Source organism: Rhodococcus sp. 14-2496-1d (assembly GCF_002259365.1).
In the GTDB taxonomy this organism is placed as follows: Bacteria; Actinomycetota; Actinomycetes; order Mycobacteriales; family Mycobacteriaceae; genus Rhodococcoides.
In genome coordinates this window covers 46,101-63,566 of record NZ_NPFV01000022.1, presented here as the reverse complement: position 1 = coordinate 63,566, position 17,466 = coordinate 46,101, and the positions used below count along the sequence as shown (strand labels likewise).

General features: G+C 65.2%; 16 protein-coding genes and 2 tRNA genes. 8 read left to right on the top strand and 10 right to left on the bottom strand.

Translation table 11 applies throughout. The features are described from left to right. Positions 1–2: 2 nt before the first annotated feature. Genes thrC through argS form a run of 4 tightly spaced genes read right to left on the bottom strand, consistent with a single transcriptional unit; the run spans position 3 to position 5,435 of the window. Positions 3–1,070 carry a threonine synthase gene (gene thrC / locus CH296_RS17355; protein ID WP_027497914.1) on the bottom strand — a complete coding sequence of 356 codons (1,068 nt, stop codon included), beginning with the start codon at positions 1,068–1,070 and terminating at the stop codon, positions 3–5. Next, positions 1,067–2,368 carry a homoserine dehydrogenase gene (locus tag CH296_RS17350; protein WP_032393511.1) on the bottom strand — a complete coding sequence of 434 codons (1,302 nt, stop codon included), beginning with the start codon at positions 2,366–2,368 and terminating at the stop codon, positions 1,067–1,069. The genes thrC and CH296_RS17350 overlap by 4 nt, the downstream gene beginning before the upstream one ends. Next, positions 2,365–3,786 carry a diaminopimelate decarboxylase gene (lysA, locus tag CH296_RS17345; protein WP_094681727.1) on the bottom strand — a complete coding sequence of 474 codons (1,422 nt, stop codon included), beginning with the start codon at positions 3,784–3,786 and terminating at the stop codon, positions 2,365–2,367. The genes CH296_RS17350 and lysA overlap by 4 nt, the downstream gene beginning before the upstream one ends. Next, entirely contained in the window at positions 3,783–5,435 is a 1,653-nt protein-coding gene (gene argS / locus CH296_RS17340) for an arginine--tRNA ligase (RefSeq protein WP_094685321.1), read from the bottom strand. Before argS ends, lysA begins: the two co-directional genes overlap by 4 nt. 231 nt (positions 5,436–5,666) lie before the next feature. Here argS and CH296_RS17335 point away from each other — a divergent pair, with 231 nt between their 5' ends. The 5 genes from CH296_RS17335 (at position 5,667) to CH296_RS17315 (ending at position 8,967) form a co-directional block, all read left to right on the top strand. Continuing rightward, positions 5,667–6,548 carry a DUF3105 domain-containing protein gene (locus CH296_RS17335; RefSeq protein WP_032393508.1) on the top strand — a complete coding sequence of 294 codons (882 nt, stop codon included), beginning with the start codon at positions 5,667–5,669 and terminating at the stop codon, positions 6,546–6,548. Continuing rightward, positions 6,548–7,270: a DUF305 domain-containing protein gene (locus CH296_RS17330; RefSeq protein WP_045194457.1), complete on the top strand. Its 723-nt coding sequence runs from the start codon at positions 6,548–6,550 to the stop codon at positions 7,268–7,270. The genes CH296_RS17335 and CH296_RS17330 overlap by 1 nt, the downstream gene beginning before the upstream one ends. A 68-nt stretch (positions 7,271–7,338) precedes the next feature. Then, a tRNA-Arg gene (locus CH296_RS17325) sits at positions 7,339–7,411 on the top strand. Positions 7,412–7,471: 60 nt separating this feature from the next. Next, complete coding sequence (locus CH296_RS17320) at positions 7,472–8,365, top strand: hypothetical protein (protein ID WP_094685320.1); 894 nt, start codon at positions 7,472–7,474, stop codon at positions 8,363–8,365. 14 nt (positions 8,366–8,379) lie between these two features. Beyond that, positions 8,380–8,967 carry a class I SAM-dependent methyltransferase gene (locus CH296_RS17315; protein WP_094685319.1) on the top strand — a complete coding sequence of 196 codons (588 nt, stop codon included), beginning with the start codon at positions 8,380–8,382 and terminating at the stop codon, positions 8,965–8,967. Positions 8,968–9,016: 49 nt separating this feature from the next. Here CH296_RS17315 and CH296_RS17310 read toward each other — a convergent pair. Continuing rightward, positions 9,017–9,087: transfer RNA gene (locus CH296_RS17310), tRNA-Cys, on the bottom strand. Between the two features lie 105 nt (positions 9,088–9,192). Between CH296_RS17310 and CH296_RS17305 the strand changes: the two genes are divergently transcribed. The 3 genes from CH296_RS17305 to CH296_RS17295 all read left to right on the top strand — a co-directional run bounded on the left by CH296_RS17305 (position 9,193) and on the right by CH296_RS17295 (position 12,032). Continuing rightward, positions 9,193–10,536, top strand: a complete 1,344-nt coding sequence (locus CH296_RS17305) for a DUF2254 domain-containing protein (RefSeq protein WP_094685318.1) — start codon at positions 9,193–9,195, stop codon at positions 10,534–10,536. Positions 10,537–10,571: 35 nt separating this feature from the next. Then, complete coding sequence (locus CH296_RS17300; protein WP_032393535.1) at positions 10,572–11,105, top strand: MarR family winged helix-turn-helix transcriptional regulator; 534 nt, start codon at positions 10,572–10,574, stop codon at positions 11,103–11,105. A 102-nt stretch (positions 11,106–11,207) separates the two neighbouring features. Continuing rightward, on the top strand, positions 11,208–12,032 hold the full coding sequence (locus tag CH296_RS17295; RefSeq protein WP_094685317.1) for a hypothetical protein: 825 nt from the start codon (positions 11,208–11,210) through the stop codon (positions 12,030–12,032). A gap of 26 nt (positions 12,033–12,058) precedes the next feature. Here the strand turns inward: CH296_RS17295 and CH296_RS17290 are convergent, their stop codons facing one another. The 5 genes from CH296_RS17290 to CH296_RS17270 are packed head-to-tail and all read right to left on the bottom strand — an operon-like array spanning position 12,059 to position 17,447. Continuing rightward, positions 12,059–12,835: an enoyl-CoA hydratase gene (locus CH296_RS17290; protein ID WP_045194450.1), complete on the bottom strand. Its 777-nt coding sequence runs from the start codon at positions 12,833–12,835 to the stop codon at positions 12,059–12,061. Next, a complete protein-coding gene (mmsB, locus tag CH296_RS17285; protein ID WP_094685316.1) occupies positions 12,832–13,740 on the bottom strand; it encodes a 3-hydroxyisobutyrate dehydrogenase in 909 nt (302 codons plus the stop codon). Before mmsB ends, CH296_RS17290 begins: the two co-directional genes overlap by 4 nt. Continuing rightward, positions 13,737–14,795: an enoyl-CoA hydratase/isomerase family protein gene (locus CH296_RS17280; protein ID WP_094685315.1), complete on the bottom strand. Its 1,059-nt coding sequence runs from the start codon at positions 14,793–14,795 to the stop codon at positions 13,737–13,739. Before CH296_RS17280 ends, mmsB begins: the two co-directional genes overlap by 4 nt. Beyond that, a complete protein-coding gene (locus tag CH296_RS17275) occupies positions 14,792–15,931 on the bottom strand; it encodes an isobutyryl-CoA dehydrogenase (protein WP_032393500.1) in 1,140 nt (379 codons plus the stop codon). Before CH296_RS17275 ends, CH296_RS17280 begins: the two co-directional genes overlap by 4 nt. A gap of 7 nt (positions 15,932–15,938) precedes the next feature. Then, positions 15,939–17,447, bottom strand: a complete 1,509-nt coding sequence (locus CH296_RS17270) for a CoA-acylating methylmalonate-semialdehyde dehydrogenase (RefSeq protein WP_032393499.1) — start codon at positions 17,445–17,447, stop codon at positions 15,939–15,941. Positions 17,448–17,466: the final 19 nt, after the last annotated feature.

The window sequence follows — 17,466 nt, the reverse complement described above, 5'->3', positions numbered from 1 at the left end:
ACTCAGGCCAGCTCGAGCGCAGCCGCGACAGCGACGGGATCGACCGAAATCGGCTCTACGACAGGCATTCCCGACAGCGCAGTGTCGGGATCCTTGAGGCCGTTTCCGGTGACCGTGCACACGACGGTCAGGCCCGGCTCCAGCCAGCCTTCCTTTCGAGCTGCCAGGAGTCCGGCGACACTGGCCGCGGAGGCGGGCTCGACGAACACACCTTCGGTCTTCGCGATCAACCGGTACGCCTCGAGGATCTCCTCGTCGGTCGCTGCGCGGAATGCTCCGTTCGACTCTTCCTTGGCATTGACGGCACCGTTCCAGGATGCGGGCGAACCGATCCGGATTGCGGTGGCGATCGTTTCCGGATCCTTCACCGGCGCACCGTGAACCAGAGGAGCCGCGCCCGCGGCCTGGACTCCGAGCATCCGCGGCTTGCGCGTGGTGAGACCGTCACGGAAGTACTCCGAGTAGCCACGCCAGTACGCGGTGATGTTTCCCGCGTTGCCGACCGGCAGTGCGTGGATGTCCGGTGCGTCGCCGAGGGCGTCGCAGATCTCGAAGGCTGCGGTCTTCTGCCCTTCGATGCGGACGGGGTTGACGGAGTTGACCAAGCCGATGGTCGGGAACTCGGCCGTCGTCTTGCGGGCCAGTTCGAGGCAATCGTCGAAGTTGCCCTGCACCTGGATGATCTTGGCTCCGTGCATGACTGCCTGAGCGAGCTTGCCCATGGCGATCTTGCCCTGCGGAACCAGTACGGCACAGCTCATTCCGGCCTTGGCCGCATACGCTGCCGCGGAGGCCGAGGTGTTGCCGGTCGAGGCGCAGAGAACGGCTTCCTGGCCTCGGGCGAGCGCGTCGGTGACGGCCATGGTCATCCCTCGGTCCTTGAAGGAACCGGTGGGGTTGAGTCCCTCGACCTTCAGATGCACTGTGCACCCGGTCAGTTCGGACAGGTGCCCGGCAGGCAACAACGGCGTTCCGCCCTCGCGCAGCGTGACGGTCTTCCAATCCGGGCCGATCGCCAGACGGGAGCGGTATGCCTCGATCAGACCGGGCCAGGGGGTGTGGACGCTCATACGGTGGTGCCTTCCAATCGGAGAACGCTGGCGACGTTGACGACGACGTCGAGCTGCTCGAGGGATGCAACGGTGTCGGACAGTGCGGAATCGGCCGCGAGGTGCGTGACGACGACGAGCCTGGCTCCGTCACCCGAGCCCTGCTGACGCACCGTGGAAATGCTGACGTCGCGTTTGGAGAACTCGGCCGCCACCGTGGCGAGAACACCTGGCTTGTCCGCGACCTGCATGCTGACGTAGTAGCGAGTGAGGATGTCACCCATGGGGGCCACCTTGAGCTTGGCGTACTTGGATTCGAGTGGACCCCGTCCGCCGTAGAACTTGTTGCGAGCGGCCATCACCAGGTCGCCGAGTACCGCGGACGCGGTCGGCGCACCGCCTGCACCCTGGCCGTAGAACATCAGGCGGCCGGCCGCCTCTGCTTCGACGACCACGGCGTTGAACGCACCGTTCACCGCTGCCAACGGGTGGTTCAGCGGAACGAGCGCTGGGTAGACCCGAGCCGAAATTCGCTCCTTGCCCTTGGGCGTGACGATTCGCTCGCAGATGGCCAGCAGTTTGATGGTGCAGTCCAGGGATTTCGCGGTCTCGAGATCGTCCGCGGTGATCTTGCTGATGCCCTCGCGGTAGACGTCACCGGCCGTGACCCGCGTGTGGAACGCGATGGACGCCAGGATCGCGGCCTTCGATGCAGCGTCGTAGCCTTCGACGTCGGCGGTCGGGTCGGCCTCGGCGTAGCCCAGACGCCCTGCCTCGGCGAGGGTCTCGGCGTAGTCCGCTCCGGTCTCGTCCATGGCCGAGAGGATGAAGTTGGTGGTGCCGTTGACGATGCCGGCGACCTTGTTCACGCGGTCACCTGCGAGGGACTGCATCAGCGGGCGAACCACGGGAATGGCTCCGGCCACGGCGGCCTCGAAATACAGGTCGGCGCGCGACTTCTCGGCCGCGTCGGCCAGTTCTCCGGTGTACTCGGCCAGCAGGGCCTTGTTGGCCGTGATGACGGACTTACCCTTCTCCAGGGCAGAGAGCACCAGCTTGCGGGGAATGTCGATTCCACCGAGCACCTCGACGACGATGTCGACGTCGTCGCGGCCGACGAGTTCGGCCGGATCGTCGGTGAGCAGCTCGGGCGGAACTCCACGATCACCGTCGACCCGACGCACAGCGATGCCCCGAATCTCGAGTGGCGCACCGATTCTCGCCTCGAAGTCCTCGGCGTTCTCGGTGAGGATTCGAACGACCTCGCTGCCGACGTTTCCGAGTCCGAGTACGGCGACGCCTATCGGCTTCGATGTCATGGCTGAACCTCCAAGCTGAGCAGATCTTCGATGGTTTCCCGCCGCAGGATCAGGCGCGAATGCCCGTCCTTGACCGCAACCACAGCGGGCCGCGTCAGCAGGTTGTAGCGACTGGACATGGAGTAGCAGTAGGCCCCGGTGGCCGCTACCGCGAGCAGGTCACCCGGGCCGACGTCCGCCGGCATCCACGTGTTCTTGATGACGATGTCGCCACTCTCACAATGCTTTCCGACCACCCGAGCCACGAGCGCCTCGGCTTCGCTCGTCCGCGAGACCAGCCGGCAATCGTATTCGGCCTGATACAGCGAGGTTCGGATGTTGTCGCTCATGCCGCCGTCTACGCTGATGTAGCGCCTGCGCGTCGTCTTGTCGACGGTGACGTCCTTGATGGTGCCGACCTCGTAGAGCGTGACGGTGCCCGGTCCGGCGATGGCGCGGCCGGGTTCCACGGCGATCGTCGGGACAGGCAGTCCCACCGCGGCGGATTCCGTCTCGACGATGGCGGTCAACTTCGCCGCGAGTTGCTTCACCGGCGGCGGGTCGTCGGTCGGCACGTACGAAATGCCCATGCCGCCACCGAGATCCAGCGTCGAGATCTGGGAGGTCTTGTCGACGCCGAACTCCGAGACGATGTCTCGGAGCAGCCCGATGACCTTGTGCGCAGCCAGCTCGAAGCCGTCGACCTCGAATATCTGCGAACCGATGTGACTGTGCAGTCCCACGAGGCGAAGGTTGTCGGCAGCGAACACGCGCCGGACGGCGTCGAGCGCCGAGCCGTCGGCGAGCGAGAAGCCGAACTTCTGGTCCTCGTGCGCGGTAGCGATGAACTCGTGCGTATGCGCTTCGACACCGACGGTGATGCGGATCAGCACGTCCTGCACCACACCGGCCGCTCCGGCGACGTCGTCGAGTCGATCGATCTCGATGTTGGAGTCGAGTACCACATGTTCGACGCCTGCGCGCACGCCCGCCTCGAGCTCGACGACCGATTTGTTGTTGCCGTGCATGGCAATTCGATCGGCCGGGAATCCGGCAGCCAACGCGATGGCCAACTCTCCCCCGGAGCAGATGTCGAGCGAGAGTCCTTCGTCGGCAACCCAACGTGCGATCTCTCCGCACAGGAAAGCCTTGGAGGCGTAGTGAACTCGTTCGGGTGCCCCGAACGCTGCCGCCATTTCACGGCAGCGCGAACGGAAATCGTCTTCGTCGACGACGAACAACGGTGTGCCGTACTGCTCTGCGAGCTCGGTGACCGACACTCCTGCGAGACGGACGGTGCCGTCCTCACCGCGCTCGGCGTTGCGGGGCCACACCTGCTCGGGCAGCGTCGTCATCTCCGACGCGTCGGCCGGGCGATGGGACATCGACTCTTTCGCGGGGGAATCGGCATGTTTGGGTCCTGCCGGATGTGCGCTCACATGCGCTCCGGTGCGCTGACGCCGAGCAGTTCGAGGCCGTTGGCCAGGACCTGCCGGGTCGCGTTCCCCAACGCCAGTCGTGCGGTGTTCACAGGTCCGGGCTCCTCGTCTCCTTGTGGAAGTACTCGACACGCACCGTAGAAGCGGTGGTACGCCCCCGCCAGCTCCTCGAGGTAGCGGGCGATCCGGTGTGGTTCGCGTAGTTCGGCGGCGCTGGCCACCACTCGTGGATACTCGCCGATCGTCCTGATCAACTCGCCTTCCTGCTCGTGGATGAGCAGGCTCAGATCCGGCTGCTGAGCGCTGATTCCCAGTTCGGCGGCATTGCGTGCGAGCGAGGCAAGGCGGGCGTGGGCGTACTGGACGTAGTACACCGGGTTCTCGTTGCTCGCGCTCGCCCACAGCGCGAGGTCGATGTCGATGCTCGAGTCGACGGACGAACGGATCATCACGTACCGGGATGCATCGACGCCGATGGCTTCGACCAGGTCGTCGAGGGTGATGACGGTTCCGGCACGCTTGCTCATCTTCACGGCCACGCCGTCGCGGACGAGGTTGACCATCTGGCCGATGAGCACCTCGACGGTCTCGGGGTCGTCTCCGAACGCAGCCGCGGCCGCCTTGAGCCGTCCGATGTACCCGTGGTGGTCTGCTCCGAGCATGTAGATGCACAGGTCGAAGCCGCGCTGCCGCTTGTTCTGGAAGTAGGCGATGTCGCCGGCGATGTAGGCGGCGTTGCCGTCGCTCTTGATGACGACGCGATCCTTGTCGTCACCGAAGTCGGTGGACCGCAGCCACCAGGCCCCGTCCTTCTCGTAGAGGCTCCCCGAGGTCTTGAGGTATTCGACCGACTTGTCGACGGCCCCGGACTCGAAGAGCGAGTTCTCGTGGAAGTAGACGTCGAAGTCGACACCGAACTCGTGCAGGTTCGCCTTGATCCGATCGAACATCAGCTCGGTGCCGATGGACCGGAACGCCTCCTCCCTGGCCTCGGTGTCCAGTGCGAGCGCGTCGGGTCGCTCGGCCAGCACGTGCGCTGCGATGTCGGCGATGTACTCACCCGCGTAGCCGTTGTCGGGTGCAGGCTCACCCTTCGCTGCGGCGATGAGCGACTGAGTGAAGCGCGCGATCTGAGCGCCGTGATCGTTGAAGAAGTACTCGCGGGTGACCTCTGCTCCGTGGGCGGTCAGGATGCGGCCGAGTGCATCGCCGACGGCGGCCCACCGGGTACCACCGAGGTGCACCGGGCCGGTCGGGTTGGCCGAGACGAACTCGAGGTTGACCTTCTTGCCTGCCATCGTGGAACCGTTGCCGAATGCCGCACCTGCGGCGAGTACGCGGGCGACGATCTCGCCCTGCGCTGCGGCGGCCAGCCTGATGTTCAGGAATCCGGGCCCTGCGACGTCGGCATCGGCGATGGCGGCGTCGGCGGCGAGAGCCTCGGCGAGCCAGCCGGCGAAGTCGCGGGGATTGGCTCCGGCCTTCTTCGCGACCTGCAGTGCCACGTTGGTTGCGTAGTCGCCGTGCTCGGGATTTCGGGGACGCTCGACGGTCAGCTTCGCAGGCAGGACGGATGCATCCAGGCCGCGGTCGGCAAGCACCTTCGCGGCGGTCGCGTGAAGCAGTTCGGCAAGATCGGCGGGAGTCACAGGTAGCTATCCTATTGGCTGGTGCGCGGCGTCCTCGCATCCACTGCCCGTCTGCCCGCGAGCAGCCTCGGCCGACGCGGTCCGCGCAGGCTCTGAGCACGCTCTCAGGCAGAGAACGTACAGTGAGGACGCTCTGCGCGGACGCTCATCCAATGATGCCGTCACCAGCAGATACGCAGCACCAGCGCAACCGACCACCACCTTTCCTCGACTGAGAGAGCAACTACAGCGATGCCAACGGGTCCCGACAAAGGCAGTCAGAACAAGTCGGCTGCGAAGGCAGACAAAGCCATCAATGCAGCCAACAAGAAGTCAGCTCGCAAGAAGAAGGGCGGTGTGCCCACCGCCACGGGCAGGCAGATTCCCTGGCTGACGGTTGCCGGTGTCGTCGTTGTCGTCGGTCTCGTAGCGGGCCTCGGGATCAATCTGTATCCGAAGTACCAGGACCGAGCCGAGGCGCAGAAGTTCGCACCCAGCGAGGCCAATCAGGATCCGTCGACGGGCATCGAGGGTGTGACCGTGCAGGAGTACCCCGCGGCTCTACACGTCGGGCGCACGCAGCGGGTCGCCTACGACCAGTCGCCGCCGTTCGGTGGACCGCACGATGCCGTGTGGGCCACCTGCACGGGAATCGTCTATCCCGAGGCAATTCGCACCGAGAATGCCGTGCACTCGCTCGAGCACGGTGCCGTCTGGGTCACCTACAACCCCGACGACCTGAACGCGGACCAGATCCAGTCGCTGGCCGATCGCGTCGACGGTGAAACGCAGATGATGATGTCGCCGTACCCCGGCCTCGACTCCCCGGTCTCGCTGCAGTCGTGGGGCCACCAGCTCAAGCTGGACAGCGTGGACGACGAACGCATCGGACAGTTCATCTCTGCACTTCGACTCAACCGCTTCGCCTACCCGGAGGTCGGTGCCAGTTGCGCGTCCGTCCCGAACACCAGCGGTGACGGCTTCGATCCCGACAACCCGCCGCTGTTCGATGCCTCCGCTCCCGGCGCGGACGCGGTGCCGATGGACGGTGCCGGGATCACTCCCGACGCCAGCGAGGCCGGTGGCGCCGGCGGGATGCAGCTGCCCAGCGATCTCCAGATCCCCGCGAACTGATGACCGCACCGACACCGACCGAGAATGCGGAGGCCACCACGTCCGCGACCAAGCCGAGCCAGCGCACCGCGCTGGTGGCCCTCGCGCTGATCGCCGTCCTCGCGATCGGCTTCGCCGTGGGCTTCCTGGTGCAGAGTCCACTGGGCGGCGACGACAGTGCACCGGCCGCGGACTCGGTCGATGTCGGCTTTGCTCAGGACATGACCGTGCACCACAACCAGGCCATCGAGATGGCCGCGGTGGCGCTGACCAACGCCTCCGATCAGGCCGTCAAGAACCTGGCGTTCGACATGCTGACCTCGCAGCAGAACCAGGTGGGACAGATGCAGGGCTGGTTGGCCCTGTGGGATCGCGCACCGATCTCGACCGACGGCTACATGACCTGGATGGCCGAGGACGACTCGCACGGTCACTCGATGGGCGGGATGTCCATGGATCCCGGATCCTCTGATCCCACCCGGGCCATGCCGGGAATGGCCAGTTCGGCCGAACTCGCCGCGCTTCGCCAAGCCACAGGCTCGGACGTCGACGTGATGTTCCTCCAGCTCATGCTGCGCCACCACGAGGGCGGCCTGGCGATGATGGAGTACGCGCAGACGCACGCGCAGTCACCTGCGGTGATCAATCTGGCGAAGTCCATGGTTGCCACCCAGACCAGCGAGTCGACGCTGATGAAGCAGATGCTCGCCGAGAAGGGTGCGCAGCCGCTGCCCGAGGGGTGATTTCGACTCGCGTCCCGGATGCGCTAGTCTTTCGTACAGCCCAACAGGCACACCGGTTCGTCCGGTGCGCCCCCGTAGCTCAGGGGATAGAGCGTTCGCCTCCGGAGCGAAAGGCCGCAGGTTCGAATCCTGCCGGGGGCACACATCTTTCACGCAGTTCACTGTCGTACGGTGGCTGCTCGAACGAGACGGTGGACTTCGATGTCCGAGGATCTCCCCCACATCGACACCGTCGTCGACGATCTGTATTCGCTCCCTCCCACCGATTTCGTCTCGCACCGCACCGCATACGTTTCCCGCTTCAAGAAGGCCGGCGACAAAGCCGGTGCCACCCGCATCGGTTCGCTCCGCAAGCCCACGGTCGTGGCGTGGTTGGTGAACACACTCGCTCGGCGAGACGAATCGGCTCTGGCCGAACTGTTCGATCTGGGCGAGCAACTCGAACGAGCCCAGCAGCGCGGCGACGGCCCCCGGCTGCGTGAATTGTCCACTGCTCGAAGCACTTCGATACGCGCCCTGACCGATCGTGCAGTCTCGCTGGGACGCGAGACCGGGACCACCGTCGGCGACAACGCTGCCCGCGAGATCTCCAACACCCTGAACGCAGCGATGGCCGATGCCGAGATACGCGACCGCGTGCGTGCCGGCCGAACCGTAGTGGCCGAAACGTACAGCGGCTTCGGACCTGCGCTGCTCTCCCTCGTTCCCGACCCGCCCGACGAGAATGACGGTGCCGAGTCCGACGAGTCCGACTCGCCGTCTTCGGAGATCGAGGACGACCGTCAGGAAGCGGACGAAGCCGAACGGAACCGGCTGCTCGCCGAACTCGAGTCGGCCGAATCCGATCTCGATGCCGCACGAACCGAAGCCGAGGACGCCCGGGCCGACACCGAACGAACGGCGTCCGAATTACACAGTGCTGCAGCGGAAGTAGAGCGAATCGAGTTCCAGTTGGAGGCCGCCAGGGCCACAGCGCAGGCCGCGCGAGAAGCGAAGGAGGCCAGTGTCCTACAGGCGGAGTCGACGGCGGAGGCACTCGACGCGGCCCGCGCTCGCGTCGCCGAAGCCCAGTCCGCCCTCGAGGAACTGAGCTGACCTACCCTGACGGGGTGACCACACGCTGGCAGGCCGAGAACTCCGCAGACGATTCCGCACGCTACATCGAGCGTTTCGACCGCCTGGCCGAGCGCGGCGTGGATCTGCACGGCGAGGCCCGCATGGTCGACGCGGTGGTCTCCCCCGCGTCGAGCATTCTCGATGCCGGATGCGGTACCGGCCGACTCGGCGCGGAGTTGGCCCGACGCGGACACCGGGTGACCGCAGTGGATCTCGATCCGGTTCTGGCCGAGGCAGCGCGCGCACATTCCGAACTCGACGTGCACGTCGCCGATCTGACGACGCTGGATCTCGGCCGGACCTTCGACGCGGCCGTGGCCGCGGGCAACGTACTGGTCTTCATGAAACCCGGAACCGAACGCGCAGCGCTCGAACGCATCTGGGCACACCTGACCGACGGCGGGGTGTTCGTCGCCGGATTCGCTACCGATCGGGAGTACACCGTCGACATGCTCGACGCGGATCTGGCGGCGGCCGGCTTCGTCCTCGAACACAGATTCGCGACCTGGGATCTGCGGCCCTGGCACGACGACGCGGACTGGGCCGTCACCGTGGCACGCAAGCCCGCTCTGCTGGCCTGATGCGAAACGAATCGAGACCGACCATTGCTGCTCGGCCTCGATCGAACAGAGCGAGCGACGGGATTCGAACCCGTGTAAACGGCTTTGCAGACCGGTGCCTAGCCACTCGGCCACACCCGCATCACCGATGACGATGCCGTATCGAGTGGGCGCGGCCCACAGTTTCGATCGCCGTGATTCGAACCCCGAGGGTTGGTTCGGACGCCCAGGGGAAGACTGTGCGTCATGAAGGAACACTTGGCCAAGCTGCGAGAATCGTTCTGGTTCATTCCTGCCGTCCTCGGAGTTGTCGCACTCGTGCTCGCGCAGGCACTGGTGAGTCTCGATCGCTACCTGCTGGACACCCGCGTGGATCTGACGGGCTCGCTGCTCTATCACGTGGGTGCCAGCGGTAGCCGCGACATCCTCGGTGCGATCGGCGGGTCGATGCTCGGCGTGGCGGCGACGTCGTTCTCCATCACCATCTCGGTTCTCGCCACCGCCAGCTCCTCGTACGGCCCCCGCCTGGTGCGCAACTTCATGGCCGATCGCGGGAACCAGGTGGTGCTCGGCATCTTCGGTGCCACGTTCCTGTACTCGCTGATGGTGCTGCGGTCGATTCGCTCGATCGAATCCGACGGGTCGGTCTTCGTGCCGGACATCGCCGTCAACGTCGCGGTGGCGCTCGCGGTGGTCGACGTGGGTGTGCTCGTCTACTTCATCCATCACATCGCGCAGTCGATCCAGGTGGCGACGCTGTCCGCCCGCGTCCGGGACGAACTGTCCGAGTCCGTCGACGCGCTCTACCCACCCGAGCAGCCCGCCGATGCGGCATCGGCGGAGGGCATCGTCAAGCCGCCCGTCTACACGACGGTGTTGGCCGAGGAGTCCGGGGTGATCATCGACATCGACGAAAACGGCTTGTTGGACATCGCTGCCGACACCGACACGTTGATCGACATTCATCGAGTACCCGGTGACCATGTCGTTGCCGGTGAACCGCTCGCCGACGTCCTGGCAGATCGCTCGGCAGACATCTCGGCGGACGCGATCGGACGAGTTCGAGGGTCGTTCGACATCGGCACCAGTCGAACACCCCGACACGACATCGCTTTCGCCGTCGAGCAGATGACCGAGATGGCGGTACGCGCTCTGTCGACGGGGGTCAACGATCCGTACACGGCACGCAATGCCATCGACGATCTCACGGTCGGGCTCGTCGCAGTCGTCCAGCGCCCCATGCCCTCTCGTGCTCGTCGCGGCTCCGACGGCACCGTGCGGGTGATCACCCTCCGCGTTGCCGTTCCGTCGTTGATCGACCATGCCCTCGATGCCGTGCGGATCTACGGCACCGGCAGCCCTATGGTGGTGCAGGCAGGCATACGTCTGGCCGAACGAGTGGGTCGCGCGGCACAGTCCTCCGAGAACGTCGATGCCGTACTGACCCAGCTGGACCTGCTGGACCGCGCACTGGCATCCGGCGACACCGACACCGCCCGCACAGTCGAAGCCCGAGAGCAGATCTCGCTCGCGACAACCGCGATCACGGATCGAGTTCCGCTCGCAGTACCTCGCGTCGTGATTCGGTAGACGCCGGAAGCGGGCACCGTGGGAGGATGGTCGGTATGCCAGCACCGTCCCCGCTTCCCCTCGATCCCATTGCAGAGGCACACCGCCAGTGGACCAAGCACGGCTGGTCCGAGGCCGCCGACGGTATGGCCGCGGTGACGTCGTTGATGCGTGCGCAGCAGATCATGCTGGCACGGGTCGAGGAAGCGTTGAAGCCGACGGGACTGACCTTTTCGCGCTACGAATTGCTGACGTTGTTGACCTTCACCAAGAACGGCGCTCTTCCGATGGCGAAGGCAAGCGCACGTCTGCAGGTGCATCCCACGAGCGTGACCAACGCTGTCGATCGCCTCGAGTCGGTGGGATACGTTCGACGCATCCCGCATCCGAGCGATCGGCGCACCACGCTGGTCGAAATCACCGAGCAGGGACGCACGTTGGCGGTCGAGGCCACCGAGCGCCTGAACTCACTGGTGTTCGCACGCCCCGGGCTGGCGCGTGACAAGTTGATGGCGCTCGTTCGGATCCTGGCGGAACTGCGTTCGGATGCAGGCGATTTCGACAGTGATGACATAACCACATCGTTCTGAGTTCGATGGTGACTCGTCACAAGACAATGGCACACCCGTACCGTTCGTGATCCAATTGCACTGGGAACAGGGCGGAGTCGAGCTGCTGAAGGGCGGGGCGGGGTGCTGGTGTTGGGGGTCGGGGCGGGTGCGCACGGTGCACGCGCAATTCTGACGTATCTGGACAGTCCCCATCGAACCCCCATCGTGTCGCGGACGGTGCGCCGCACGCCCGGGCAGTCGCTGTCCACCACGATCGCCACCGGTGTCGACGCCATCCACTCGATCGCAGCGACTATGTCGCTGCCGGTGCAGTTCTCGGCCATCGCCTATCGAGTTGCCACCGATCCAGGCGCAGTCGCCACCCGAGGTACGGCCCGCACCGCGTCGCTCGTGCCGGAAACTGCTGCGCAAGTGCGGTATCTGCGTTTCATCGGGCTGGTGCCCAATCACGGCGTCACCGTGTTGTGCGATATCGGTAGCACCGGCACCACGGTCACCGTCATCGATCTCGCGTCCACTCGCACTCTCATGACGCGGCGCACTGCCACGTTCTGCGGCGACGATCTCGATCACTCGGTTCGCAGGCTGCTCTCGTCCAACGGCGTTCGCGTCGGAATCGACGCCAGCCGGTCCATCAAGGAGCAGTTGAGCGTGGACTCCGTCGTCAGCACCACCGATCCGTCCGGTACTGCGCGGCATGTGCTCACTCGGCGCGACTTCGACGATCTGATCGCAGGACCGGTGCGGTATGCGGGCATGCTGGTGGAGCAGACCATCCAATTGTCCGGTGCCAGAACGCAGTCCATCGTCGTGGTGGGCGGCGGTGCGAACATCACCTCGATTGCGCGTTCTCTCGAGCTGCGTACCGGTCTGACGACGCTGGTGCCGTCGATGCCGGAGCTGGTCTCGGCCCGCGGGGCCGCCCTCCTGTCCCCCGACAGGTAGGACGGCACCGAGAGTGGAGCCCGCCGCTACCGGTGCTGGAAGTTCGGCGTCCGCTTCTCGATGAAGGCCGACATACCTTCCTTCTGATCCTCGGTGGCGAAAGTCGAGTGAAACACGCGGCGCTCGAACAGAACACCCTCGCGCAGACTGGACTCGAACGATCGGTTCACCGCTTCCTTCGCCATCTGGGCAACCGGTAGCGACATCTCGGCGATGGTGGTCGCGGTCGCGATGGCGTCGTCGAGCAGATCGGCAACCGGCACGATGCGCGAGACCAGTCCGGCTCGCTCGGCTTCCTCGACCTTCATGTTGCGACCGGTCAAGCACATCTCCATGGCCTTGGCCTTGCCCACCGCTCGCGTCAGGCGCTGCGACCCGCCGATTCCCGGGATGACGCCGAGCTTGATCTCGGGTTGTCCGAATACCGCGGTGTCCGAGGCGATCAGGACATCGCACAGCATCGCGAGTTCACACCCGCCGCCGAGCGCGTAACCGGAGACCGCTGCGATCAACGGCGTCCGAGCCGACGCAAGTCGATCCCACGCCGCGAAGAAGTCGTCGAGGTACACGTCCATGTAGGACTTGGGCTGCATCTCCTTGATGTCGGCGCCGGCCGCGAAGGCTCGCTCGGAGCCGGTGATCAGGATCGCACCGATGCCGGAGTCGGCGTCTAGTTCTTCGACCACCGAAACCACTTCGCGCATCAGCTCGGAGTTGAGCGCGTTCAGCGCCTTGGGACGGTTCAGTGTGATGATGCCGACGCGTCCCCGACGCTCGAGCAGAATCGTCTCGTAGTCACTCACTGGCCTGCTCCGTTCGAGCGCTCGCGGATGTCGTTGATGATGCCGGAGAAGTCGACATCGGTGCCGCCCCCGGATGTTTCCTTGAACCGAGAGTACAACTCGGCCGCCCGTAGGCCGAGGACACCCTCGACACCGTTGTCGCGCAGTGCATTGGCAGCCAGACCCAGGTCCTTGTCCATGAGAGCCGCCGCGAAGCCGGGCTTGTACTCGTTGTTTGCAGGGCTCGTCGGGACCGGTCCTGGCACCGGGCAGTTCGTCGTCAGTGCCCAACATTGACCCGACGCAGTCGACGCCACGTCGAACAGTGCCTGATTGCTCAGCCCCAGCTTCTCCGCCAGCACGAAGGCCTCACTGATGGCGATCATCGACACTCCGAGAATCATGTTGTTGCAGATCTTGGCGGCCTGGCCGTTGCCTGCTGCACCGCAGTGCACCACCTTGCGACCCATGACGTCGAGAACCTCTGCAGCAGAGGCGAAATCCTCCTCGGAACCGCCGACCATGAAGGTCAGTGTTCCTGCGGCCGCTCCCCCGACTCCGCCGGAAACCGGCGCGTCCAGACTGCGGTGTCCTGCCTCGTGCACCAGCTTGTGGGCGGTGTGCGCATCGGCGACGTCGATGGTCGAGGAATCGATGAACAACGTACCCGGCGCGGCAGCGGGCAGCAGGTCCGCGTACAACCCCAGTACCAGTCTGCCGTTGGGCAGCATCGTGATGACGATGTCGGCATCGGCGACGGCGGCCACGGCCGATTCCATCACGGTGACGCCGTCCTTCGTGGCCTGCTCGAGCGCGGCGGGAACCAGGTCGAAGCCCTGCACCGTGTAGCCGGCCGCAACCAGATTGGCGGCCATCGGTCCACCCATGTGGCCGAGGCCGATGAAGCCGATTGTCTTCTCGCTCATGACTGCTCACCTTCTGTGTGTGCGTTCGACAGGCCCAGCTCCGCGTCCCCGAGGGGCGCGAAGTACCGGTCGACGTCCTCGGGCGTGACGTCTGCCAACGTACGCGGTTGCCATTGCGGGTTGCGGTCCTTCTCGACCACCTGTGCTCGGATTCCCTCGACGAGGTCGTGGCTGCTCAGCGACGCGACCGACACGCGGTATTCCTCGTCGAGTACCGACTCCAGCGTCGGCAGCGTCGCGGCACGACGCAGCGATCTCAGTGTCACAGCCAGCGACACAGGTGATTTGGACGCGATGTCCTGCGCCGACTTCTGCGCCTCGGGCACTGTGCTGGCGGCAAGCGCCTCCACGATGCCCTGAACGTCGTCGCCGGCGTAGCACTCGTCGATCCACCCTTGCTGACCGACAATCGTGGACTCCGGTGCCGGCTCGCTGAACGTCGCGACGGCCTCTCCGACGCTGACCGTCTCGAGTGCCGAGTAGAAGTCCTCGAGCTTGTCGGACGGGATGTAGTGATCGGCGAAGCCGACCGCGATGGCGTCGGCGGCATTCATTCGCGCCGTGGTGAGCGCGAAGTGGGTGCCGATCTCGCCCGGTGCACGCGAGAGCAGGTACGTGCCACCCACATCGGGAACGAATCCGATTCCGACCTCGGGCATCGCGATCTTCGATCGTTCGGTGACGATGCGAGTGTTCGCATGTGCCGAGAGTCCGACGCCTCCGCCCATGACGATGCCGTCCATGATGGCCACGAACGGCTTGGGGAATCGAGCGATCGCGGCGTTGAGGATGTACTCCTCGCGCCAGAAGTCCTTGCTACCGCTGCCGCCGTCCTTGGCGTCGTGGTAGATGGAGACGATGTCGCCGCCTGCACACAGTCCGCGCTCACCTGCTCCGGTCAGCAGGACGACGTCCACAGTGTCGTCGGTTGCCCACTGCGCCAACGCCGGTGCGATCTGGCGAACCATTGCATGGTCGAGCGCATTGATGGCTTTGGGGCGGTTCAAGGTGATTCGACCTATACCGCCGGAGACCTCGAGGATCACGTCGCTCATGCGGCACCCACGATCGACCGAGCGACGACCACCCGCATGATTTCGTTTGTCCCTTCCAGAATCTGGTGCACCCGAAGGTCACGAACGATCTTCTCGACGCCGTACTCGCTGAGATAGCCGTAGCCGCCGAGCAGTTGCAGCGCTCCGTTGGCGACCTCGAATCCGGTGTCGGTTCCGAAACGCTTTGCCATGGCGCACATTTCGACCTTGTCCGGCGCGTCGTTCTGCAGCGCGTCGGCGGCCCGCCACAGCAACGTGCGGGCGGCTTCGAGTTCGGTCTTGAAATCGGCGAGTCGGAACTGGAGCGCCTGCGCATCGAGCAACCGCGCCCCGAACGCCTTGCGCTCGGCGAGGTAGGCAACGGCCTTGTCGAGAGCGGACTGCGCGCCGCCGATCGAACATGCCGCGATGTTGATGCGCCCTCCGTTGAGTCCGTTCATCGCGATACGGAACCCGTCGCCCTCGTTGCCGAGCAGGTTCTCAGCCGGGATGCGGACTCCTTCGAGAACGACCTGCCGGGTGGGCTGGGCATTCCAGCCCATCTTCTTCTCGTTGGCTCCGAACGAGAGTCCCGCGGAGTCCTTCGGCACGATGAACGCCGAGATGCCGCGCGGCCCTGGTGCACCGGTGCGCGCCATCACGACGTACACCTCGGATGTGCCTGCGCCGGAGATGAATTGCTTGACGCCGTCCAGCACATATTCGTCACCGTCACGCACAGCTTTGGTGCCGAGCATCGCGGCGTCGGATCCCGCGCCCGGCTCGGTGAGGCAGTAGCTCCCCAGCTGGTCCATCGCGCACAGGCCCGGGAGCCAACGCTGCCGTTGCTCGTCGTTGCCGTAGGTGTCGATCATCCACGCGACCATGTTGTGAATGGAGATGTACGCCGCGATGGACGGATCACCGGTGGCCAACTGCTCGAAGATCCGCACCGAATCGACTCTGGTCAGACCCGATCCACCCACATCCTCGCGAATGTAGATGCCGCCCATTCCCAGTCCCGCTGCCTTGCGCAGCACGTCCACCGGAAAGTGTTTCTGCTGATCCCATTCGATGGCATTCGGTGCCAGGAACTCGTCGGCGAATTCGCGAGCGGTGTCGTTGATCGCTCGCTCGTCCTCGTTCAAGGTGAACATCGCCGGATCAGTCCATGTTCGGAATGACGAAGTGATTCTGTGCAACTGCTTCTTTGGTGCCCGACGGCCAGCGCTGGGTGACCGTCTTGGTCTTGGTGTAGAAGCGGATCGAATCGGGTCCGTGCTGGTTCAGATCGCCGAATCCCGAACGCTTCCAACCACCGAACGTGTGGTACGCGATCGGTACCGGGATCGGCACGTTGACTCCGACCATGCCCACCTGGACGCGCGAGCAGAAGTCGCGAGCGGTATCGCCGTCACGGGTGAAGATCGAGACGCCGTTGCCGTACTCGTGCTCGGTGGGCAGGCGCAGCGCGTCCTCGTAGTCCTTGGCGCGGACGACGATAAGGACGGGTCCGAAGATCTCCTCCTTGTAGATCCGCATGTCGGTGGTCACCTTGTCGAACAGCGTTGCGCCGGCGAAGAATCCGTTCTCATGGCCTTCGAGGCTGAAACCGCGTCCGTCGACGACGAGCTCGGCACCCTCGTCCACACCGATCTGGGTGTAGTCGTTGACCCTCTTCAGCGCATCGCTGCCCACGAGCGGCCCGAAGTCCGCGCTCTCGTCGTCGCTGCGGCCGATCTTCAGCTTCGCCACTCGCTCGGTCAGTTTGGCGACCAACGCGTCGGCAGTCTCCTCCCCGACCGGTACCGCGACGGAGATCGCCATGCAACGCTCACCTGCCGAACCGTAGGCGGCACCGAGCAGTGCGTCGGCGACCTCGTCGAGATCGGCGTCGGGCATCACCAGGGCGTGGTTCTTGGCTCCACCGAAGCACTGCGCTCGCTTGCCGTGTTGGGCTGCCGTCTCGTAGATGTACTGCGCGATGGGGGTCGAACCGACGAAGCCGATCGCCTTGACGCGGTCGTCGGTGAGGAGCACGTCGACGGCATCCTTGCCGCCGTTGACGACGTTGAACACACCCGGCGGAAGTCCTGCCTCGAGGAAGAGTTCGGCGAGCTTGAGCGGAACGGACGGGTCACGCTCGGAGGGCTTGAGAATGAACGCGTTTCCGCAGGCGATGGCCGGGCCGGCCTTCCACAGGGGAATCATCGCGGGAAAATTGAACGGGGTGATTCCGGCTACGACGCCGAGTGGCTGACGCATCGAGTAGACGTCGATTCCGCCGCCCGCACCCTCGGTGTACTCACCCTTGAGCAGGTGTGGGACACCGACGGCGAACTCGACGACCTCGACGCCGCGCTGAATGTCGCCCTTGGCGTCGGCGATGGTCTTACCGTGCTCGGAGGAGAGCAGACGAGCGAGCTCTTCGGTGTCGCGCGTGACCAGCGCGAGGAATTTCATCAACACTCGGGCGCGACGCTGCGGGTTCCAGGTTGCCCATTCACGCTGCGCCTGTTCGGCGTCGGCTATCGCGGCCTCGACCTCGGATACGTCGGCCAGGGGAACCCGGGCCTGAACCTCGCCGGTGTTGGGATCGAAGACATCCCCGAATTTTCCGGAGGTGCCTGCGACATGCTTGCCGCCGATGAAGTGCGTGAGTTCGCGAGCCATGGAATTTGTCCGTCCTCGA